Annotated in this window: 21 protein-coding genes; 14 read left to right on the top strand and 7 right to left on the bottom strand. The window is 42.5% G+C overall.

The window, feature by feature from the left end:
- The first annotated feature begins 306 nt into the window (after window positions 1-306).
- Both AC58U0_RS14970 and AC58U0_RS14965 read left to right on the top strand, forming a co-directional pair.
- The gene (locus AC58U0_RS14970; RefSeq protein ID WP_497379741.1) at window positions 307-987 is read left to right on the top strand and encodes a response regulator transcription factor; all 681 of its coding nucleotides are present in this window, start codon (window positions 307-309) and stop codon (window positions 985-987) included.
- 113 nt (window positions 988-1,100) lie between these two features.
- Window positions 1,101-2,870, top strand: coding sequence for a sensor histidine kinase (locus AC58U0_RS14965; RefSeq protein ID WP_497379740.1), 1,770 nt, complete (start codon window positions 1,101-1,103; stop codon window positions 2,868-2,870).
- A gap of 253 nt (window positions 2,871-3,123) precedes the next feature.
- Here the strand turns inward: AC58U0_RS14965 and AC58U0_RS14960 are convergent, their stop codons facing one another.
- On the bottom strand, window positions 3,124-4,215 hold the full coding sequence (locus AC58U0_RS14960; RefSeq protein WP_497379739.1) for a hypothetical protein: 1,092 nt from the start codon (window positions 4,213-4,215) through the stop codon (window positions 3,124-3,126).
- Between the two features lie 474 nt (window positions 4,216-4,689).
- Here AC58U0_RS14960 and AC58U0_RS14955 point away from each other — a divergent pair, with 474 nt between their 5' ends.
- The 3 genes from AC58U0_RS14955 to AC58U0_RS14945 all read left to right on the top strand — a co-directional run bounded on the left by AC58U0_RS14955 (window position 4,690) and on the right by AC58U0_RS14945 (window position 7,912).
- Window positions 4,690-6,039 carry an ABC transporter substrate-binding protein gene (locus AC58U0_RS14955; protein ID WP_497379738.1) on the top strand — a complete coding sequence of 450 codons (1,350 nt, stop codon included), beginning with the start codon at window positions 4,690-4,692 and terminating at the stop codon, window positions 6,037-6,039.
- Between the two features lie 91 nt (window positions 6,040-6,130).
- A complete protein-coding gene (locus AC58U0_RS14950; protein ID WP_497379737.1) occupies window positions 6,131-7,009 on the top strand; it encodes a carbohydrate ABC transporter permease in 879 nt (292 codons plus the stop codon).
- Window positions 7,010-7,021: 12 nt separating this feature from the next.
- On the top strand, window positions 7,022-7,912 hold the full coding sequence (locus AC58U0_RS14945; protein ID WP_497379736.1) for a carbohydrate ABC transporter permease: 891 nt from the start codon (window positions 7,022-7,024) through the stop codon (window positions 7,910-7,912).
- Here the strand turns inward: AC58U0_RS14945 and AC58U0_RS14940 are convergent.
- The gene (locus AC58U0_RS14940; protein WP_497379735.1) at window positions 7,902-8,813 is read right to left on the bottom strand and encodes a helix-turn-helix domain-containing protein; all 912 of its coding nucleotides are present in this window, start codon (window positions 8,811-8,813) and stop codon (window positions 7,902-7,904) included. The two genes, AC58U0_RS14945 and AC58U0_RS14940, sit on opposite strands and share 11 nt — an antisense overlap.
- A gap of 118 nt (window positions 8,814-8,931) precedes the next feature.
- Between AC58U0_RS14940 and AC58U0_RS14935 the strand changes: the two genes are divergently transcribed.
- Window positions 8,932-10,200 (top strand): hypothetical protein, encoded by a 1,269-nt coding sequence (locus tag AC58U0_RS14935; protein WP_497379734.1) that lies wholly within the window; start codon window positions 8,932-8,934, stop codon window positions 10,198-10,200.
- 85 nt (window positions 10,201-10,285) lie between these two features.
- Window positions 10,286-11,254, top strand: coding sequence for a hypothetical protein (locus tag AC58U0_RS14930; RefSeq protein ID WP_497379733.1), 969 nt, complete (start codon window positions 10,286-10,288; stop codon window positions 11,252-11,254).
- Window positions 11,255-11,363: 109 nt separating this feature from the next.
- Here the strand turns inward: AC58U0_RS14930 and AC58U0_RS14925 are convergent, their stop codons facing one another.
- Together AC58U0_RS14925 and AC58U0_RS14920 are read right to left on the bottom strand one after the other, a co-directional pair.
- Complete coding sequence (locus tag AC58U0_RS14925) at window positions 11,364-12,200, bottom strand: alpha/beta fold hydrolase (RefSeq protein ID WP_497379732.1); 837 nt, start codon at window positions 12,198-12,200, stop codon at window positions 11,364-11,366.
- 81 nt (window positions 12,201-12,281) lie between these two features.
- Complete coding sequence (locus AC58U0_RS14920) at window positions 12,282-12,920, bottom strand: hydrolase (RefSeq protein WP_261304943.1); 639 nt, start codon at window positions 12,918-12,920, stop codon at window positions 12,282-12,284.
- A 330-nt stretch (window positions 12,921-13,250) separates the two neighbouring features.
- Here AC58U0_RS14920 and AC58U0_RS14915 point away from each other — a divergent pair, with 330 nt between their 5' ends.
- The 4 genes from AC58U0_RS14915 to AC58U0_RS14900 all read left to right on the top strand — a co-directional run bounded on the left by AC58U0_RS14915 (window position 13,251) and on the right by AC58U0_RS14900 (window position 16,112).
- A complete protein-coding gene (locus tag AC58U0_RS14915; RefSeq protein WP_261304944.1) occupies window positions 13,251-13,424 on the top strand; it encodes a XapX domain-containing protein in 174 nt (57 codons plus the stop codon).
- A gap of 100 nt (window positions 13,425-13,524) precedes the next feature.
- Complete coding sequence (locus AC58U0_RS14910) at window positions 13,525-15,357, top strand: amidohydrolase (RefSeq protein ID WP_497379731.1); 1,833 nt, start codon at window positions 13,525-13,527, stop codon at window positions 15,355-15,357.
- Between the two features lie 40 nt (window positions 15,358-15,397).
- Window positions 15,398-15,592, top strand: a complete 195-nt coding sequence (locus tag AC58U0_RS14905; protein WP_057305706.1) for a CDGSH iron-sulfur domain-containing protein — start codon at window positions 15,398-15,400, stop codon at window positions 15,590-15,592.
- 82 nt (window positions 15,593-15,674) lie between these two features.
- Entirely contained in the window at window positions 15,675-16,112 is a 438-nt protein-coding gene (locus AC58U0_RS14900) for a Dps family protein (protein WP_497379730.1), read from the top strand.
- Window positions 16,113-16,292: 180 nt separating this feature from the next.
- On the opposite strand, the gene katA is transcribed toward AC58U0_RS14900, so the two are convergent.
- The 3 genes from katA to AC58U0_RS14885 form a co-directional block, all read right to left on the bottom strand.
- A complete protein-coding gene (gene katA, locus AC58U0_RS14895; protein ID WP_497379729.1) occupies window positions 16,293-17,750 on the bottom strand; it encodes a catalase KatA in 1,458 nt (485 codons plus the stop codon).
- 66 nt (window positions 17,751-17,816) lie between these two features.
- Window positions 17,817-19,052 (bottom strand): MFS transporter, encoded by a 1,236-nt coding sequence (locus AC58U0_RS14890; protein ID WP_497379728.1) that lies wholly within the window; start codon window positions 19,050-19,052, stop codon window positions 17,817-17,819.
- 127 nt (window positions 19,053-19,179) lie between these two features.
- The gene (locus AC58U0_RS14885) at window positions 19,180-19,590 is read right to left on the bottom strand and encodes a heme-copper oxidase family protein (RefSeq protein ID WP_057305702.1); all 411 of its coding nucleotides are present in this window, start codon (window positions 19,588-19,590) and stop codon (window positions 19,180-19,182) included.
- Window positions 19,591-19,884: 294 nt separating this feature from the next.
- Here AC58U0_RS14885 and AC58U0_RS14880 point away from each other — a divergent pair, with 294 nt between their 5' ends.
- From AC58U0_RS14880 to AC58U0_RS14870, 3 genes are read left to right on the top strand one after another with little or no spacing between them, the layout of a single operon-like run.
- Window positions 19,885-20,832 carry a ring-cleaving dioxygenase gene (locus AC58U0_RS14880; RefSeq protein ID WP_261304949.1) on the top strand — a complete coding sequence of 316 codons (948 nt, stop codon included), beginning with the start codon at window positions 19,885-19,887 and terminating at the stop codon, window positions 20,830-20,832.
- Window positions 20,829-21,440: an alpha/beta hydrolase gene (locus AC58U0_RS14875; protein WP_497379727.1), complete on the top strand. Its 612-nt coding sequence runs from the start codon at window positions 20,829-20,831 to the stop codon at window positions 21,438-21,440. The genes AC58U0_RS14880 and AC58U0_RS14875 overlap by 4 nt, the downstream gene beginning before the upstream one ends.
- 37 nt (window positions 21,441-21,477) lie before the next feature.
- Window positions 21,478-22,089 (top strand): flavin reductase family protein, encoded by a 612-nt coding sequence (locus AC58U0_RS14870; protein WP_497379726.1) that lies wholly within the window; start codon window positions 21,478-21,480, stop codon window positions 22,087-22,089.
- Window positions 22,090-22,279 lie beyond the last annotated feature (190 nt).

Raw genomic sequence — 22,279 nt, 5'->3', positions numbered from 1 at the left:
TCGTCTCCACCGTGTCGCTCAGCTTCGGCCGGGCGGATGTCATTTATGGGCTAATGTTCTTGTTATCCGACAAGTCTTTCTGTCTCTATAGAACGTTTTGTGGTGAGCCGCGATAATAAACATCCTCACAAAATAATGCAGTCGTTTTTTTTGTTAAAAAGAAAATAAAATATTTCATGTAAAATAATGTGACATAGCAACCTTGACACACTTTAATCCGTCTAGAATTGTACAAGAGGTACTCTATGTGAATAGTATGTTATTAACGTAGGTTATTTCTTGAGTACGAGAGCGAGGTTGTTCAGCATGAATAAAACTATTCTTTTAGTTGAGGATGATATACGAATGAGGGAGATCGTAGTAGACTATTTTTCAAAAGAAGTTTTTCGAGTTATTGTAGCTGAGAATGGTAGAGAAGCGATGGAGCTTTTTGGAATAGAGGCAATAGATTTGGTCTTACTAGACATTATGATACCTGAGCTAGATGGTTGGTCGGTTTGTAAAAAGTTAAGAAAAATTTCGGACGTACCTATCATCATGTTAACCTCGCGAGCAGAAGAAGAGGATAAATTAATGGGATATGATCTGGGTGCAGATGACTATGTAACCAAGCCCTTTAGCCCAAGGGTATTGGTAGCCAAGGCCAAAACACTTCTAAAAAGGGCGGAGGGCTCAATCGGTCAAACGGATGGTTTTATTGCGTACAAAGGCATAGAAATAAACAGACTCTCCCGTACCGCAAAAATGGACAATGAAAAAATCGATCTTGCACCAAAGGAATACGAGTTGCTAGTTTATTTATTGGAGAACAAAGGGATTGTATTAACGAGAGAAAGCATTATGAGCAGGGTTTGGGGCTATGACTTTATTGGTGATTTAAGGGCTGTTGATACCCATATTAAGAAGCTTAGGAATAAGCTTGGGGAAAAATCAAGCTATATCTCCACCGTAATAGGATCTGGCTATAAGTTCGAGGTAATTAGGTGATAAAACGAAGCGTAACTTTTAAGCTATTTATCATTACTCTGTTATCTTTTTCCTTGTTCTTAGGGATCTTCATGGTAGGACAGAGTCTATTCTATAAAAGCTTCTATTTATATATGAAAAAATCCAAATTAGAAAATAGTATTGAGAAATTCAGCATGATGTATGAAAATGAAAAATGGGATAGCGAAGCTAGCACTCGAAACGTTAACAAATTTGCTGTCCAAAACAATTCTCAGATCGCTATATTGGATGAAAATGAGGACATAAAGTTTAGTCCTGCCTATGGAATCGTTGTGGAAACGATGGACAAGACGAAACTAAAGATTCTCCTAAACAATATTGTTTATTTGGAGGGTTTTCAAAACTTAAAGCTGACTTTGGGTTCTCAAATAGAGGTAGAGGATATTTTTCATGATAAGCTAAATCAAATCATTTACCTTTCTAGTATAAAAAATGATAATGTCACAACAGGTGCTCTAATTGAAGGTACTTTAACAAGTACAAGTCAAACAACGATTCCACAACAAGCAGTAATAAATAAAGAACTGATTACAGCAGAAATGAGTGAGTTGCTTTCTCTTAAGAAAATTAGCGGGAAAATAATTGCTTTGGATATCCCAACTCAAATATCACAAATGGGCAGTTATAGTAGAGGATTGTTGGAGTCATCAATTGACTATTGGAAGGGACTCCAACTGCTGAATAAAATTAAAATAGAGCCTGGAAAAACCAATCAGTTTCACTATACTAACCCTTTAAATGGCATGGATAATATCGTGTTTGTTAGACCTGTAAGCAAAGAAAATGGAATTTCGTCGGAATATGTTTTTGCGGTATCTTCCCTTCAGCCTGTTGGAGAAGCTGTTGATGTGCTGAGAGATTACTATTTTTATGCATTTCTAGTTGCCTTATTATTTATTGCGGTGATGGCTTTACTTTTCTCCAAAATCCTCTCAAAGCCATTCATTAAGATGAATCAAGTTGCTACCAGAATGGCGAATTTGGATTTTTCGGAAGAGGTTCCTGTAAAATCGATGGATGAATTTGGAAATATGGCGGTTAGCTTAAATCGTTTATCTAAAAATCTCGGTACTAGTCTAAATGAATTAAAGATTGCCAATGAACAGCTCCAACGTGATATCGAAAAAGAAAAACTGCTTGAAGTCATGCGCAAAGAATTCGTGGCCAGTGTCTCTCATGAACTCAAAACACCTCTGGGAATCATCAAGGGATTTGCCGAAGGGGTTAAGGATCATATAGCGGAGCATAAAAGAGAGCATTACATTGATGTAATACTTGATGAGATTGATAATATGAATGAATTGGTGCTGGATTTACTGGACTTGGCCGAGCTTGAATCCAAATCTTACAAGTTAGATTTGGGTTGCTTTCCTATCATGGATCTTATTCATAATGTGAAAGATAGGCTTACCAAACCAATTAACGAGAAAAAGCTCAAATTGAACCTTGAAAATGAAGGAGAAGATCTTAAAGTCTTTGGGGATTTAAGAAGATTAGAGCAGGTTATAACAAACATTTTGAGTAATGCGATCAGACATACCTATTACGAAGGATTTATTCAAATAAATGTGCAACAAATACAAAATTCTGTTTGTATCTCTGTGGAAAATAGCGGAAAGCAAATTGGAGATGACGATCTAAAATTAATCTGGGATCGATTCTACAGGGCAGAAAAATCTCGAGATCGAAAAACAGGGGGCACCGGACTCGGCTTATCCATCGTAAAGAATATACTTGAGATGCACGGAAGTAAGTTTGGTGTTGAAAATACAAAGCATGGTGTTCGGTTCTATTTCACTTTAACGAGTCCTTCATTTACCTCTTTAGACTTGCAGAAGCAAGTAAATCTGGTCTTAGGATAACTGTCCCAATTTATTCCATCTACTGCACGCATTCTCCACGCAGCCATTGGAGGTTTTCGCTCCCATTAAATTTAACGACCAAGATGTCCTCATCCCGGTCGGGTTCATGAAATATGGGGGATAATTATATTGGCAAAGGAACTCAGTTTATTAAAGTAACGAGGAACGATAGTGAAGGAGCAGCTCGCCGCAGCTCCTATTTTTATTGTCCCCGCCTGGTATGAGAGCGATGTCAGGTATTTGAAATGAGCTACTAAGACACGATGCCTGAGTTGGCGAATAGGATTGCCTCGGTGGTTTCCCAGAGCTTCGGTAGGAACTGCATGACGTCCTCTGCACGGCGGATGAAAGAGTCGGTGGAGGTGATGCCGAGGTCGACGATGATAGCCTCAAAGTCTGGAGCGAATAAACGTTGTAGGTCCGGTGAGGCGTCTGCGACCAAAATCTTGTGGCAGCGCGCAAAGGTTGCGACGATCCAGAAGACCGCCTCACGGTGGTAGCCGGCCCGGATGAGTTCACGGCTTCCGTCGATTGCAATTTGTCGAGTTGTGGCGGTGATGTCGGTGCTAAAGAAGAAAGGTGTTTTGGCCACAGCTGCAGCGGTGTCGAATGCCAGGGCGAGCTTGTCGAGATGATGTTCGACGCGCTGGGGGGTCAGATGAGCGCAGCCAAGCAGTTTCAGCAGATCTGGGTAGAGGTCAGCGTGGCCGTATTTCGTAAGAACGTCGCGTGCGGCGAGGTAGCGGAGCCGCACAGTAGGGTTGCGAAGTGCGGCCACAAGGAGGACGTGCGTTGTTATGCCGGTCGGGAATAACCACGCCGTCACCAGGTCGTGAAACGGTGCAGAAGTATCTATAGCTTGCAGCGCGTTCTCGATCTTCTGCCGAGCGTTCTCACATCGGCGACGTACCCACACCCGCTCAGCAAAGTGGCGAGATACCTGTGTTTGCAGTCTGCGCAGATGTCCGGTGGGGTCAGCAATGATCGAATCCACGCGGAAACTGCTTGCAAGGTGATAGGACGTCAGAACCTCATCGACCGAGGCGAGTTCGTTCCAAGACAAATACATGGCCTCCAAAAGGATGCCGTCGTAGACGAACTTCCCAAGCTTGAGTGGGGGCTCAGCATGTGTGGTAACGATCACGACATCGATATCGGAGGCTGCCGACAACTCAGCGTCATCAGGCAGCCCTACCGTCGAGCCGCTGAAATACGCCCCATGGAAACAAGCTTCTAGGCTGGCGTGGTGCATGACCCATTTAGCCGCTGCAGTTCGCGCGGACCCGACTTTCACGGAAGCTTGTTGAAGCTTATGACTTATCTTTATTTCATTATGTTTCGCCAAGTGAATTCCCCCAACAACTGATTTTTTGAACGTCTTCATGCAAGTCTAACTTTAAAATGAGGATTGGGCTGCTCCTATGAATAAGTCATTAGCTTATCTATTTAATAATAAGAGTTTAGCACCAGAATATAGAATATGTGATAGAGCTCCTTTTTATAATGTTTAAAAGTCAAAGTTCCATTGTAAATGGAGTATAAATCAATTTCATATTCTTAAGGTTAAATTTTTTGACATTGTTTTCACAGATTTTGTCGAATGATAACAAGTGAAAATTCCGCATTTATCGGCAAAATACGACGATAATAGGATGTGAAAAATAATAGATACTAGATCAAAAAAATCCATCTACTATTCGGGAAAGTTCATTGAAAACGCTATCATCGTAATTTAAAATATGTTTAACTCATAGCAGTCCAATTTATTCCAGTAGTGATATATCTAATTATGTGAGAGGAGTCGATTGGAAGAATGGTAATGAAAAAAACATGGGGGCAAACAACCAGCTCCGTCCTGATGCTAACGATGATTCTAACTGCTTGCAGCTCTTCTGCACCGGCAGGCGGCAAGACAGATGCAACGAAGGGACCAACGTCTAAGGCTGGAAATGGAGAGGTTATCAAATTAAAGTGGAGTACTTGGGGTAATCCGGGAGAATTAAAGCGCTTTTACGAACTGACAGATCAGTATAACAAAGATCATCCGAATGTGAAGTGGGAGCTGGTAGCCGTACCAAACGATGGCTACGAAGAGAAGATCATTACTCAACTTCAGGGTGGTACGGCGCCAGACGCCTTTTATGCTGGAGATCAAACTGTCGTTAAACTCATTAGTAACGGTTCAATCGAAGAATTGACACCGTTGATGAAAGTAGGCAATGGCCCAATCAAAGCCGAGGATTTTGCTGAAGGACTATGGGGCGGTTCGAAGAAAGGCGATAAAATATATGGAGTTACAGTTGACTGTAATCCGTTAGTCATGTACTACAACAAGACAGTATTGACTGAAGCGGGTATCACCGACGATCCACAGAAATTGTACGAATCAGGGCAGTGGAACTGGAAGAAGCTACAAGAGTTAACGGAACAGCTAAAGTCTAAAAATAAATATGGTCTTGTACTTGAAGATTGGTCATCCCCAGTCTATTCATGGGTAACGTTAAACGGAGGTAAAGCTTACGATAAGCCTCAGGATGGCAAATTCATTGGAGATCAGGATCCGAAAACGGTAGAAGCATTCCAATATCTTGCGGAAAACACAAAGAACAAAAACTTTGTATTTTCAGGTTCACTTCCTAAAGGACAAGGCCCAGATGCTATGTTCATGTCGAACCAAGTCGGATTTGGAATTGCTGGTCGTTGGTGGGTTCCGCAGTTTAATGCAAACACTTCTTTAAAATACGATATAGTCCCACTGCCAACTAACACAGGCAAAAAAATGGAACCAGCTGGCATTCCAACAGCGTACATGGTTATGAATAAAAAGACGGCTCATGCTAAAGAGACTTATGAGTTTCTATCTTACTTTGTTTCCAAGGATGGTCAAAACTTCCGTCTTAAAGGGGGAAATGCAGTTCCTTCGATTAGCGGTGTAGATGATCTCGTATTGGATAAGAATGCACAACCGGCACATGCTCAATATTTCCTCGATGCTCGTGAGGTTGGTTATGCTCTATGGCCTTCCGAATCAGGTGTTCCTGGAGCTTCCGATATTGTGAAAGATAACTACGACCTCTTGTTGTTAGGCAAACAGGATGCTCAGACGACATTAAAGAAAATAAGCGAAGGTGTTAATAAGAAGATCGACGAAGTAAAAGCGAAAAAATAGGATGCATGTACGGTAATGTGAGGAGGGAAGGATGTTTGTATTCCGTCCCTCCTTTTTATTTTTTTGAAACCATTTAAATGGGAGGACTTGCATGAACCGTAAACGTGCTAATACATTCTGGGGGTATTTCTTTATTGCCCCACAATTAATCGGACTGCTTTCCTTTTCACTTATCCCTCTGATCACAACCTTTGTTTTAAGTACATTAGATTGGGATGGATTTCAGCCTGCGACTTTTATTGGATTTAATAATTTCAGTTACGCCTTTCATAATCCCGATTTCCAGAAGGCACTAGTGAATACCCTTTATTATTCCTTATTAACGGTCCCAATGGGTATTTTTCTTGCGATATTGGTCGCTGTTGCTTTGAATAAAGTGAGATATCGTGTTATGTATCGGTTGTTTTTCTTCATGCCAGTAGTTACAAGTTCTGTCGCTGTCGCGATTGTATGGATGTGGCTGCTCAATGGTGACTTCGGTATCATCAATTTTCTGCTGCATAGCTTGTTCGGCATTAAGGGTCCACAATGGTTGACCAACTTGAACCTCGTCCTGCCATCCTTGGCGATTGTGAGCATTTGGCAAAAATTAGGTTTTAACATGATCATTTTTCTGGCTGGTTTACAAGGAATATCCAGAGATTACTATGAGGCTTCCATGATCGATGGTGCATCAAGGTCACAGCAATTCTGGAAAATTACTGTGCCCCTTTTGTCGCCAACTACCTTGTTTGTTACCATTATTGGCATTATTGACTCGTTTAAAATCTTCGATACGGCTTTCGTAATGACGAGCGGTGGCCCAGCAAAAGCTAGTTATACGATTGTATATCATTTGTACGAGCTAGCCTTCAAAAATTTTCAATTCGGACGCAGTGCGGCAGCGGCTACTATGCTTTTTGTTATCATTTTGACTTTCACCATTGCACAGACCTATATTTCACGCAAATGGGTCCATTACGCGGATTAAGGAGGATTTCGCATGAAAACGGTATATCAGAAATTAGTTCCGGCAGGAACAGTACCTAGTAAACGAAAGAGCAACCATATAGGTAGTAAAGTATCAACCATCCTTCTGCATGTTCTGTTAATTCTAGCCTCTGTAGTCATGTTTGGCCCGTTTTTATGGATGGCATTTAGCGGGTTAAAAGACTTAGCCCAGATCTTTCAAGTGCCACCGACCTTATTTCCGAATCCATGGAGATGGGAGAATATTAACCGATCTCTAACAGCTATGCCATTTGATAAGGCTTACATAAACAGTGCTTATATTTCTGTGATTGTGGTACTGAGTCAATTGTTAACATGCTCTATGGCTGCTTTTTCATTTGCTAAAATTGATTTTCCCTTTCGTAATGTTCTCTTTATCCTGTTTCTTTCCATGTTGATGGTTCCCGAACAGGTTACGATTGTTCCACTATACATCATTTTAAAAAATCTGGGCTGGCTCGATACGCATTTATCGCTCATTGTTCCGGATGCATTGTTCAGTGCTTTTGGTGTATTTTTATTGAGGCAGTTTTTTATGGGTATCCCACGTGATCTATCAGAAGCAGCCTATGTTGATGGTGCGAACATGTGGAAGATTTACTGGCGTATCATGGTTCCCCTCATTCGTCCAGCTCTAGCTTCGTTAGCGATAGTTTCATTCTTGGGAAATTGGAACAGTTTTTTTAAGCCCGTCATTTTCCTGAGCTCAACCGACAACTTCACCGTACCTTTGATGCTTAGTACGTTTAAGGGACTCTATGTGACTGACTGGACTTTAATGATGTCCGGTTCTGCTATTGCCGTCATGCCCGTACTGCTCGTTTATCTTGTTCTCCAGCGAAATATTATCGAGGGCATTTCTATGACGGGTATTAAGGGTTAATGTGAAAATAAACATTAATCGGATAATTTTCTTCCAAGCGTTCGTCAGGAACGATGTGTTGGACACGTGGGTCAGCGTATTCTTGGCGGTATTCTGTCGCTGTCATACCGTAATAGGCGGTAAAAGCTCGTGAAAAATAATGATTCTCAGCATATCCACACTGCGAGGCGATTTCTTTAATGCTTAGTGTACTATGACGAAGCATATGAGAAGCGCGTTCTAGCCGCAGTTGAATGATCATTTGACGCAATGGAATTCCGATGACACGCACGAAGACTCTAGTTAGGTGTTCATGAGATATCTGGCAATGGACTGCAATTTCGGCTACTGTGATAGGCTCAAGGAGTCTATTACGAATATAGGTTAATGCTTTGCTCACCACGAGCGGATAGGAGGGGTCGGATACGGCCTCTTTTTTATTTTTTAAATATTTCATAGAGGGGTTTGAAGTGTTTTTGCTTTTATTGCTTACGTATTCAAGTTCGCTAAGCAGAGCTGACAATAAGATATTGCACCGATGGGTAGCTTTCTCTTCATGAGAGATGTGGAGGATCTGGCTGATTATTGCCGATAGTAGTCCACCCTCCCTAACCGGTATTACATCACAATACATCGTACTAAAAAGCGTAGGCGCAAACCATTCACCGCCACTGAAATGCATAAAAAGATGACGAGTAGCTGCAGTCTCCCCGAAATGATAGCTGTGAGTTTCCCCTGCCTTTGTAAGGACCCAACTGGGCTGATTCAATGTATAAACTTGATCTCCATTTCGGTAGATGGTTCCATTTCCCTGAGGGAAAAACACCAACTCGTTATCGTCTAAAATACGTGGTCCCAGCTTCCAGTTACGTCGAACAATAAAGTCACCGCAGTAGTGTAAAGTAGGCAGTTTTTCATTCAATTGGAGGCACCCCTTCTGATCAAATAAATCCATTGAAATCCTTTCTTAATCTATTGTAAACGAATTCATATTAAGAGAAAATGAAAATATTCAGCGCTCGTTATAGGAGGGAATAAAGTTGGAAATTTCATTTACAGGAATTGCTAATCCACATTCAATTGGTGCTTTTGGTGTTGATGCGAACGCTAAGATACTGCAGAGATATAGATTCATTCATGAGCGTCTTATGTTTATAAGTGCAGCTCAGCTGCCTGCACGACATAACTGGGATATCAAAACTGCGATGGGACGACACATTTATGAGGATGCAGAAGCAGCGGATCAGCTTCGTACTCGTGTGAGCCATCTGCGTACGCCTCTTGCTAACGTTGGGCAGGAACCAGATCCAGCTTTAACGCTGCTTATGGACGAAATTCTTCATGCTCGTACAGATTCCGAATGGTTAGCTGGCGTGTATACAGTGATTAAACCAGCGCTTATTGAAGCCTATAGGAGCCATATACAACGTACACAACAAATTGTAGATCAACCGACTATTCGTATATTACGCTCAATCCTTCTCGATCTGGAGGAACAAGTAAATTGGGGGGAAGCGGTAATTGCTCACCTGAAGAACGAGGGGGAGTGGGAAGAGGCTGGTTCAGAAGAACTGTGTACGTTATTAAAGCGATGCATCCTTGCAGCAGGTGGAATGAGCAACGAAATGAAAAGGTCTTCTGAAATACCAGAACGTATAAGATCATTCCAGGTCTATCAATTGCCCAAAAAATCGCAACGAGAAGCAGGTATGGGTGAAACAACCCTTTACCGTACAAGCATGGGAATGAAATTCGAGAAGCCGAATGAGGACAGACTTGTCGGTATGATGAGAGTACGTCAGGAAGAGATGACGGCGGCGGAACTGATTGCGGCTGTGTTATGGTCACAAAAAGGAATGCCATGGGCATTCTATCGGGACTTAGCAAGGCACTTGTGGGATGAGGTTCGGCATGCGTTGTTTGGTCAAGCAGCACTGGAGGCTGAAGGGTTGAATTGGCGTTCACGCCCGCAATATACGTCTGATTATGATATCAATATAGAAAAAATCCCGAGTGCGCAATACGCGTGGCTAAGTATTGGGATCGAAGAAGGGGCGATGAAGCGACCGGGGAAAGTAGGGGAATATGAATTCTGCAGAGATCAAGTGAAGCATCCATTAATGACGCAGTTCCAGGATTACGATTGGGCAGATGAGGTGGTTCATGCATCCTTCGGCCGTACATGGACTCCGGAGCTATTTGGTGAAGAACTAGGGTTTATACGTGAAGTTGCTAAGCATGAGTTAGATCATTTTTTCAGTGAAGTTCGAAAGGCAGAAGAGATAGCTGCTGCCGAAGATGAAATATAGAGATTTTCAAACCAACTGGAGCAGTCTAAATGCGCATTATTCTAACGATAATCTATAGCTCAATAAACATCAGGAGGGAATAACATTGAAAATTGCTCCAGACAGGTTTGAGTTTGGAATCGAAAAAGAATATGCAATCGTTTATAAAGAACGTGACTTCGTAAGTTACTTATTAGCATCACAACAGATTACAAATAAAATAAAGTCTATGTCGGATATTCATGAAAATCTAGTAAAAAAAGTGGGTTATTTGTTTAGCAAAGGCTGGGAGATTCATCCTGAATATTCCAATGCCTTAATAGAAGTCGTATCTCCTCCTTACACATTGGATTGTTTTGATGAAATAATAGATGGTTTTCAAGTTTTTGAGGAAGTTGTATGTCATTTGTTAATAGACTTTAAAGAAAAAAACACAAATCTAAAAGGAGAGATTTTATTAACAGATAAATTTAGTTCTTCGACAGATACATTCATTAACTTTAAAAAAGAAAAAATCACTGATATTAAACAAATTATTCTTACGGATGAAGTTGTTACTTTTGTAGGAATTGAAAATCTAATTCCCAGTTCCTTTAAGAAAATTAATGATTTAAATTTACTTTATGCGGGGTTTATTTCTACTCATGTTACACTACATCCTAAATATAGTTCAAGATGGGACATTAAACATGAGGCAGAATACTTTTGGAGCTTATTAGATCTTCTGTTTTCGTCTGAATATGATATAAATGACAATACCTTTTATTATAAAGGTAAAGAGGAAATCCGGTGTTCAACAACACCTCGAAGCGAACTAATATCATGGGCGGATACGACAAGTATCTTCTATGAAAAAAGTATTAAACAAATAATGGAAGGTGATGCTCAAGAGAAAATTGATGCGTATAATCTTTTTTTAAATGAACAACACAAAGGAAACCGAACTTATTTAGCAAAAATAAAACATATTGAAGAATGGACATTATTTGAAATTAGAAGGTTCCATAGTGGAATATCAATTAACTATATGAAAGAGTTTTTATTAAATGCAAGTCAGATTATAATAAATCCATAAAAACAGACGCCTCTGCGAGGGAGTTGCAGAACTTGCTCTGGAACACCCAAAAAGACACCGGGCATCACAAGAGTCTACACGCTTGTGATGCCCGGTGTCTTTACATTAATTAGTTGTTAAGGAAGTTAATCAAAGCGGTATTGAATTGTTCAGGGTGAGTCGCGTTCAAACCATGAGGTCCACCTTCAATTACGACGAGTTGACTGCCTGCAACAGCTTCGTTGGAAAGTTGACCGCTTACCTCAAGCGGCACAACCGCATCGGAATCGCCATGGATAACAAGCAATGGAATATCAAATTTCGCCAAATCGCCACGGAAATCCGTTCGGCCGAAGGCAGCAATGCAATCCAGCGTCCCCTTTGGAGAAGCGTAAGTAGCAATATCAAGGTTGTAAACACGGAAGGACTCGCTGACCAGGTCGGTTCTATCCCCTGCTTTAAAGAAATTGTGAGTGAAGCCATCAAGGAAGGCGATGCGATCTTTTTTCAAACCGTCTTGGAAGCCCTGAATGGTGCTTTCATCCAGACCACCTTCCGGATGCTCAGCGGATTTGTAGAAGAATGGAGGAACCGCAGCAGCCAATACGGCTTTTTTGACACGGCTTGTTCCGTATGTGCCAACGTAACGGGCAACCTCTCCGCCACCCATCGAAAATCCGACCAGTGTCACGTCCTTAAGGTCCAGATATTCAATCAGCTTATGGAGATCCGTCGCAAACGTATCATAGTTGTAACCGTTCCATGGTTGGGAGGACTGTCCGAATCCACGGCGGTCATATGTAATTACGCGGTAACCTGCATCGATGAGCGCTGGAACTTGGCTCTCCCACGAGCGCCCGCTCAGCGGCCAGCCATGGATCAAAACGACAGGTTTGCCTGCGCCAAGATCCTCAAAATATAATTCAATGGGTTGTTCGTTTTCTGTTCCGACTGTTAATTTAGGCATGTTTCATACTTCCTTTCGAATTGGTGTTCCACAAACGGAGAGAGTGAAAATTAATTGACTGTCTTTTTTGGGATAAGTCGCTTATCCTCCGTGGCCGCCAAACATCGTTTGCGCATAAACAATACCCGCACCGTAGGCGCCACTGTGTTGCATAGCAATCTCCAGAACGGCATCATACGTTTCTTGACGCGCCCAATCGCGCTGATACTCAAGAAGAACAGACAGCCAAGTCACGGGAATGGCTCCTGCTTGAATCATGCGTTGAACGGACATGTCATGCGCTTCTGTCGTCGTCCCGCCTGAAGCATCCGTTACGATGTATACTTCATATCCATCTTTGATGGCTGAAACTACAGGGAAAGCAAGACAAACTTCTGTCCACAGAGCTGCCATAATCAGCTTCTTGCGACCTGTTTTCTTCACTGCTTCCACGAAGTTTTCGTCTTCCCAGGAGTTCATTGTTGTTCGGTCAATCGGTTTTTGATCAGGAAATACAGCTTGAATATGCGGATGAATAGGGCCAGAAAACGATTCGGCAGCAACCGTTGTAAGAATAATAGGTGCATTGAAAACTTTAGCTGCTTTAGCAAGTCCAACCGTATTGTTAATGATCGTTTGGCGATCGGCGCTTTGTACGCCAAAAAGCATTTGAGGCTGATGGTCTACTAGAATAATAGCGGAATTGTCAGCTGTAAGTAGATCGGTCTTTCCGTTAAACATACAAAAATCCCTACTTTCTATATATGATTACAACAGATCCACAAATTTGAAAACCTGCTGCATGTAATTAGTCTATTGAAATGCAAACAGACGAACAATCTTCATTTTTCTATAATACCCATAGACAAAAACTATATACTTTAAAAATATTATTAAAATAATATATAAGTGATTCCTATGGCTGGTATAGAGAAAGCCTTATTGATAGAAAGAATCCTGACTTATAGACTTATATAGAAGGTAAACGATTGAACAATCAGTCGAATGGAGTATATGGGTGAATACTTGTAGGAACATCATCATTGACCAAATTGAAGGAGGAAAACTAGTATGTGGGGTTCAATATTTCTCGCTTTAGCTGCTGGTATTGTCATTGGCGTTGTTTTTCAATCGCTTAAAATTCCCTCTCCGGCGCCGCCTTTTTTGGGATTGCTTGGTCTCTTTGGCATGTTTTTAGGACAACGGTTGATACCATGGATACAACTTTGGTTAAGCCGCAAATAACACCTAATAAATTTCAAAGGAGAAACAAAAACATGTCTGAGAAAACGACGATTGTTGAAGCAAACCTAGTTCCTAATAAATGACAAAGGAGAACAAAATCATGTCTGAGAAACCAACGATTGTTGAAGCAAGCCTAGTCATTCATAATGCCCGTATCGTGACGATGGACGACGCTAATCCATCAGCCACAGCAGTTGCAGTTAACGGCGACCATTTCCTGGCCGTGGGGGATGATGCCGAAATCATGAAATATGTTGGGCCTTCCACGCAAGTTGTGAACGCCAACAAACGAATGTTAATTCCAGGCTTGAACGATTCTCATATTCATCTTATTCGAGGCGGTCTCAATTATAATCTCGAACTTCGATGGGATGGCGTGCCATCCGTTGCGGATGCCTTGCGGATGCTGAAAAAGCAGGTGGATCGTACGCCAGCACCTCACTGGGTTCGTGTTGTTGGCGGCTGGACAGAATTCCAATTCGTGGAACGCCGAATGCCAACTTTGGATGAAATCAATCGAATTGCTCCGCATACACCGGTATTTATCCTCAATCTTTACCGTCAGGCTTTTTTGAATAAAGCGGCCTTGCGAGTCATCGGATATACGAAAGATACGCCGAATCCGCCAGGTGGAGAAATCCAAAGGGATAGCCAAGGGAATCCAACAGGAATGCTCATCGCTAGACCTAATGCTACTATTTTGTATGCGACCTTAGCGAAAGGACCGAAGCTTTCATACGAGGATCAAATCAATTCAACCCGATTGTTCATGAGGGAATTGAATCGATTCGGAGTCACAAGCGTGATTGACGCTGGCGGAGGCTTTCAGAACTATCCCGATGATTATCAGGTTTTTGATGAACTTGATAGACGCGGAGAGATTACGGTTCGCACGGCGTATAATTTATTCACTCAGCATCCCAAAAATGAATTGAGTGATTTTAAAGCATGGACTGCTACGACGCAGCCGTACACAGGCAGTTCCTACTATCGTCATAATGGTGCAGGTGAAATGCTTGTTTATAGCGCAGCAGACTTCGAAGATTTTGTTGAACCCCGTCCGGAACTTCCCGCTGTACTGGAAGATGATCTCTTCGGTGTTACCCAGCACCTCGTAGAGCAGCGTTGGCCATTTCGTCTTCATGCCACTTATGGGGAATCGATATCGCGTTTTCTCGATGTATTTGAGCGCGTGAATAAAGAGGTTCCGTTCAAAGACTTGCGCTGGATTCTGGACCATGCGGAAACGATTCAGGAGAAGGATTTGGAGCGCGTCGTCGCATTAGGCGGTTCGATCGCTGTTCAAAGCCGAATGGCTTTTCAAGGTGAATATTTCGTCGATCGATACGGGGCCGAAGCAGCAGAAAATGCGCCTCCGATCACCAAGATGATTAAAGCCGGATTGCGTGTTGGGGTAGGGACAGATGCAACCAGAGTAGCCAGTTATAATCCTTGGGTTGCCTTATACTGGTTAGTAACGGGTAAGACACTTGGTGGGCTAGTCTTGTACCCTGCTTCCAATCGTGTAGAGAGGCATGAAGCGCTTCGCATGTATACATCAGGAAATGCATGGTTTTCCAAGGAAGAAAATGTGAAAGGGCAAATCAAAGCGGGTCAATATGCTGATTTATCGATTCTTTCTGATAACTTCTTTCTTGTCTCCGAAGAAGCAATTAAAAAAATTGAATCCGTCTTCACTGTTGTAGGAGGCAAGATTGTCTATGGTACTAACGAATTTCAGCCTTTGTCGCCGCCAGCTCCCCAAGCAAGTCCAGACTGGTCTCCGCATAATATCTTTGGCGGTTACTACAATGGAACAAATTACGGAGGAGGCGGAGCGGGAGTTCATGCACCTCAAAAGGCGCACCATCATCATGGATGCAACCATCACCATGGCAGTGGCTTCTGTGACCTGGATTGCTTCGTTTTCTAAATATGCTTCACCAAAATAATCCAATAGGGGCGAGATCATCATGTCTGAAGTAACGATCAAAGTAAACGATAATGGGCCATTGCGTATTACAGGCAAAGTAGAAATGGTGGATGCGGTGGGCAACCGTTTTGAGACCAAGGAAAGTTTTATTCTTTGCCGGTGCGGTTTATCCAGTCAAAAACCGTTCTGCGATTTGACTCATAAAGGTAAGTTTGAAAGTGCTCCTCGAGCTTAGATTAAAAGATCAATATCGATCTGTTTATATTTCGTATAGCCTTATAGTTGGAAATGTTGCTAAATTCGAAAGGAGCTTTTTGATGACAGAAAAAATAACGGAAGTGCTTAACACCCAGATCGCTAACTGGAGTCTATTGTTCACCAAACTTCATAACTATCACTGGTATGTTAAAGGGGCGCAGTTCTTCACTTTGCACTTGAAGTTCGAAGAACTTTATACGGAAGCTGCACTTCATGTGGACAATCTTGCCGAGCGTCTGCTGGCATTAGGCGGTAGTCCGGTAGCGACACTTCATGAAATTATCGAAAAAGCTACATTAAAAGATGCAGCAGGCAATGAGAATGCAAATGACATGGTCCGCACGCTTGTTGCTGATTTTGGGATCATTGTGGGTGAGCTTAAAGAGGGTATGAGTATTGCAGACCGTGAAGGCGATGAGACAACTGGGGATATGCTTTTGGCCATTCATAGCTCCCTGGAAAAGCATGTATGGATGTTGAAATCGTACTTAGGATAATTGAGATTTTTCCAAAGAATAATGGATTACTGGAAGACCTGAAAGAGAGCAGCCTTAAAAAGCTGCCTTTCTTGCAGGTCTTTCCTTCTAATGTGACTTACACATTGCTAATAGCAAAAAAAAGAGCAGTTCCCCAGCTATCATTTGCTGTGTGAACTGCTCTCTTTTTGACGGATCGTATTAAGTCAACTGTGGAACTCTCAAACCAAGCCCCTCGGCGATCGCTTGCCCCCATTCAGGATCTGCTTGAAAGAAGTGAGAGATTTGGCGGAGTTTGATTTCATCTTTCTCCACCGGCTTCATAGCATTTACTATGTTATATACTAATCGTCCGCGTTCTTCTACACTAAGCAATCGATACAGGTCGCCGGCTTGCGTGTAATGATCATCCTGGTCATATGGGACGCTATCGGCTGAACCGGTTATCTTAAACGGGGCTGTCTTGTACGTTTCCGATTCGGCAGCTCCGCCATAACTATTTGGTTCATAGTATATCGAGTTTCCCCCATTACGATCGGAACGCATCTGTCCGTCTCGCTGGTTGTTATTCACTTCTACGATAGGTTTATTGATAGGCAGTGTATGATGGTTCGTGCCGACCCGATAGCGATGAGCATCGGCATAGGCGAATAAACGGCCTTGAAGCATTTTATCCGGAGAAGCCTCAATACCGGATACGAACGCCCCAGGGGAGAAGGTTGCTTGCTCAACTTCGGCAAAATAATTGTCCGGGTTTCGGTTGAGGACCATGCGTCCAACCTCGATAAGAGGGTAATCTTTCTGCGACCACACTTTCGTTACATCGAAAGGATCGAAACGATAGGTATCGGCATCTTCCATCGGCATTATTTGTACATACAGCTTCCATGCGGGGAAGTCACCTTTGTCAATGGCGTTAAATAAATCCTCGATATGATAATCTGGGTTTTCACCGGCCAGCTTGGCGGCAAGCTCGACATCCAGGTTCTTCACGCCTTGTTCCGTTTTAAAATGATATTTGACCCAAATGCCTTGTCCGTCCGCATTGACCCACTTAAACGTATGGCTTCCGAAGCCATGCATATGACGGAGAGTCGCAGGAATACCACGATCGGACATCAAGATAGTGACTTGATGCAAGGATTCGGGAGACAAGGACCAGAAATCCCAAACAGCATTGGGGTTTTTCAGATGAGTTTGAGGGTGGCGTTTCTGGGTATGAATGAAATCCGGAAATTTAATGGCATCCCGAATGAAGAAGACAGGCGTGTTATTGCCCACTAAATCATAGTTTCCTTCTTCCGTATAAAACTTTACAGCAAAGCCACGCGGGTCACGTACGGTATCTGCCGATCCCAGTTCACCTGCTACCGTGGAGAAGCGTATAAAAATCGGTGTACGTTTGCCAACCTCAGACAAAAAGCGGGCCTTTGTATAGGTGGAAACATCGTTGGTTACTTCAAAATATCCGTGTGCGCCGGCACCTTTGGCATGCACAACACGTTCGGGGACGCGTTCCCGGTTGAAATGGGCAAGCTTTTCCAGAAGGTGGACGTCTTGAATAAGGGTTGGACCGCGTGAGCCGGCAGTCAAGGAGTTCTGATTATCTCCAACAGGAGCGCCCCAACTTGTTGTTAAATGGCCATTTTGAGCTTCCATGTACAAACCTCCAAAGTAATAAATGAGTACAACGATGAGCCTTGGTGAACCGGATACGATCCCGAATCATTTCGCTGATTTCGCGTAGGTCTCGTTTTGGGATGATGCTGAGTAACTGCGTGGTTCTTCTAAACGAATAAACAAGGGGACAATCAAGCTCAACCCTAACAATCCAGCTAATACCTCAAAAGAGAGTAAATAGCCTCCGTGATTGATTAGATAAATCGAAAGAATCGGCCCAAGTGATGCACCTATGAACACCATAAACATGTGGAACGAAACCGCGATCGCCCGGATCTCCCCAGCAATTTGACCAATTAGTGAGATCAATGCGGGAAGAGCCATAGAAATTCCAATAATAAACACGACGCTCATCGAAACTAAAAAAATGAGGTTAGGCCAGAGGCCTAACAATCCCAAGCCGATTCCACCAAAGATCAATCCACACCATAAAACGTTTTTGACTCCCATTTTCGCAACCAATTTTCCATCAAACGGTGCTACAAGCATTCCGATAATACCAACCGCACGGACCCATAGAATATCTTGGTGACTTAATCCGAAGAGCGAACTGTTTAAATAACTTCCAAGTGTCGTGAAAAAACCAACAAGCGAAATAAAGAGCGCAGCAGAAATGATGTAGCAAAGAGGTAAACTCTTCCTTTTAAATATATAGCCTATTCGCAAAAAGGCAGAAAGAAAGCTGCCATCTGGTTGTTGTGTTTTATCGTTTGGAACAAAAAAGGTAATCAAGATAAAGGATATTAAATACACCGCAAAAAGAATATAGAAAATATAAGACCAACTAAAGAATAAAACAATATAGCTGCTATATATTTGTCCAACGATACTTGCCATTAAAAATGCGGTACTGATGAACCCAATAATGGTTATTCTTCTTTTAACCGGAAACATTTCCATGGCGTAGGCTAAGACAGACGGAGGGAACATGGATGCTGCTAAACCCTGGATGGCTCGAAGGGCAACAAGCCAAGAAAAGCTGCTGACACTTCCGATTAGAGGAGTTATTACAGTTAGCAATAGTAACCCTGACAACATCATTTTTTTTCGCCCAAAACGATCGGATAAAACGCCAAAGAACAGACCTCCACCTGCAAAAGCAAACGAAAAGGCACTGCCAGCCCAAGCAGCTTGAGAAGACGACACCTTGAATACGTCTGCAAAAACCGTTATTAACGGGATCGTTAAATACACACAAGATACTACAACTAAACTACACCAGAAAAGGACGATGGTAATGAATGAGAAATTTGACGAGTTGGACAACGGTTCGTTAGCCAAGATCCTACCCCCTTGTTCTTCAAATTTTTTAAATGGATTATTTATGTTCAGCTAACCAAGCGGCTATTTTTTGAGCATCATCCCCTTTGAGGATAGTTTTGAACCTTATTAAGAACGTATCTGAGTATTACATGGAAACATCATGCGTATGGTTATTATGAATGTCCATTGCTTTTACGTTAGTAAAAACATTGACCGCAAATATCAAGATACCGGTTCCAGCTACTGCTTCACCGATACGCTTTAACGTGGTAATCCAATCTGGAGCGTAGCCATGAGCCATTAACGTGAGGGTAATAAGCATGATGGGCAGGCCGATACCTTGCAACCAGAAGTGCCACTTCGCTAGAGGCGATTCTGCTGCTTTGGGAAATCGAAGATAGGTAAATCCGCAAAGAGCCAATGTTGCCCACCCGAAAAGATTTGCATGAGCATGTACGCTTGTTAATGCAAAGTTAAGTGTTGTACCCATGTAAATACCGATGCAAATACCAATCAAAATATAAACGACTGCCATTTTTAAAAAACGTACTCCCATAGAATTTCCCCCTTGTTAATGTGATAAAGAACAATTCATCCGGCCGGGAATTATCCTAAAACTTAAACTTCTTTCAATTGGAAGTTTATTCAACTTTATCTTATAAGCACTGATAGGCAACTATCAATATGAATCTGACTATATCTCATATAGATATTGCTTATATTAGCTTCGCCCTTGAAGATATAGCTAATGACTATACATGATATAGAAATAATGGAATTGTTTATGAATAATAATTTCAATATGATAGTACATAAACAATTAAAAGATCATGCGAGGAGTGTTTGCAAAATGGAAAAACAAACAGAAGGAATTCACCATATAACGGCTTTTGTAAAGAATGCCCAAAAAAATGTGGACTTTTATGCAGGGGTACTAGGTTTGAGACTTGTAAAAAAAACGATCAACTTCGACGCTCCGGAAGTTTACCATTTATATTTCGGTAATGAAGCAGGCAGTCCAGGCACCATAATTACATTCTTTCCCTATGAAGGTCATAAAGGGCGTATTGGCGGAGGGCAGGTAGGTGTAACAACATATGTCATTCCTTTAGGTGCACTCGATTTTTGGAAAGAGCGCCTTGAAAGCTATCATGTTCCTTATTCTTTGAAGACGAGGTTTGATGAGAATTACTTAACATTTTCAGATCCAGATGGCTTACAACTAGAGATTGTAGAGCGTGAGGAAGGGGATTTGAGTCAGTGGTCGTTCGGTGGTGTTTCAATTGATAAAGCTATCAAAGGTTTTGGCGGCGCTGTCCTGTATAGTACCGCACCCGAAAAAACGATGAATGTCTTAGAGCAAGTCTTGGGTCTTCAAAAGGTGAACCAAGAAGGGGATTTTATTCGCTATAGATCGACAGGGAGTGTTGGTAATGTTATTGACGTAAACATTGCGGCAATGGAGTGGGGCATAAGTGGAGCTGGTACGGTTCATCATATTGCATGGCGCGCAAAGGATTATGAAGACCACGAAGCATGGAGAAGCCATGTTGAGAATAGCGGCTTCCACCCTACACCGATCATTGATCGGCAGTATTTCCATGCCATTTATTTTAGGGAAGAAGGCGGCATCTTGTTTGAAATCGCGACAGACCCGCCAGGTTTTGCTAAGGATGAGCCTCAAGATCACTTAGGTGAGGCATTAATGCTGCCAGAATGGTTCGAAAGCAATCGTGGTGAAATTGAAAAGAACTTGCCTCCCATTCAAGTGCGTGAATTGGAGTCGTTCAAGCCATGAAATATATTTTTCGAAAAGGCTCAAGTCCGAAGCTGCCGACGCTTCTTTTATTACATGGCACGGGCGGGACGGAATACGATTTATTGCCGATTGCTCAAAGGATCGCCCCAGACTCCAATGCTCTAAGTATCAGAGGCAACGTTCAGGAGAATGGCATGGCTCGATTTTTCAGGAGATTGGCTGAGGGTGTGTTTGACGAGGAGGACCTTTTGTTTCGAACGGAAGAGTTGAACGGATTCATTGATCAAGCAGCGAACCAATATGAATTCGACCGCCAGAATGTCGTGGCCGTAGGGTATTCTAACGGTGCGAACATTGCAGGGAGCCTCTTGTTTCATTGTAAGAATGCATTAAGAGGTGCGATTCTATTCCATCCTATGGTTCCTCGTCGGGGTATAATACTTCCCGAATTAGCTCAAATCCCTATATTTATTGGTGCCGGAACGAATGATCCGATCTCTTCTCAACAAGAAACCAGAGAACTGCAGTCGCTATTGGAAGGTGCAGGCTCTTCCGTTGAAATACACTGGGAACATGCGGGTCATCAGTTAACGCACCAAGAAGTCAATGCGGCAGCTCAATGGTTCAAAAAGCATTTCTATTCCTAACCTGTTCTCATACTTTATATGTGGAAGAAGGGTAACATTGATATCGATCAATCCCAACAATCAAACGGAACGGGACAATTATAAGCTGCTAAGCGGGAGCATTCTTCCTCGGCCGATTGCGTTTGTGACGACTCTATCGACAGACGGTATACTGAATGCTGCCCCTTTCAGCTATTTTAATATCGTTACTTCGAATCCTCCCATGCTCTCGATTTCCGTACAACGGCAACAGGGCAAACAGAAAGACACCTCAAGAAATGCGATAGAAAAGGGAGCGTTTGTCGTTCACATCTCAGATGAGTCGAATATTGAGGCCGTCAATCAAACGGCGGTCAACCTGCCGTCACACGAAAGTGAAGTCGAATGGGCCCGCTTAACTCCTGTTCCTAGTACAGCAATTGATGTTCCAGGTGTAGCTGAAGCCAAGATTAGAATGGAGTGTGTCCTCGAGCAGGCGATACCTCTTGGAGGGAATACAGCAATGCCAGGTTGCGATCTATTGATCGGGCGCATCGTTCACTTCCATATTCATGAATCTTTATATCAGGAAGGCCGGATTGATCCTAATAAACTTCAGCCGGTAAGTCGGCTCGCAGGAGATTCCTATTCGAAGCTCGGAGAACGATTTTCAATAAAGCGACCCCAGTAAACAGCGTTTGCGCGAGCGATGTTTCAGAAGTAATCCGATTTTATAAAAAACCTAGTAAAAGAAGAGCCTGCTTCCAATTTGAAGTGCACCCCTTAGAATAGACATTGGAAAAACCCCTGGGTTAAACCGATGAAAATTCTAGGGGGTGCATTTTTTATGCCAGCGAAAAAAGGACAAAAGTATAAGGCTT

Source organism: Paenibacillus sp. J31P190 (assembly GCF_059692075.1).
This window is presented reverse-complemented; position numbering and strand designations above follow the sequence as displayed.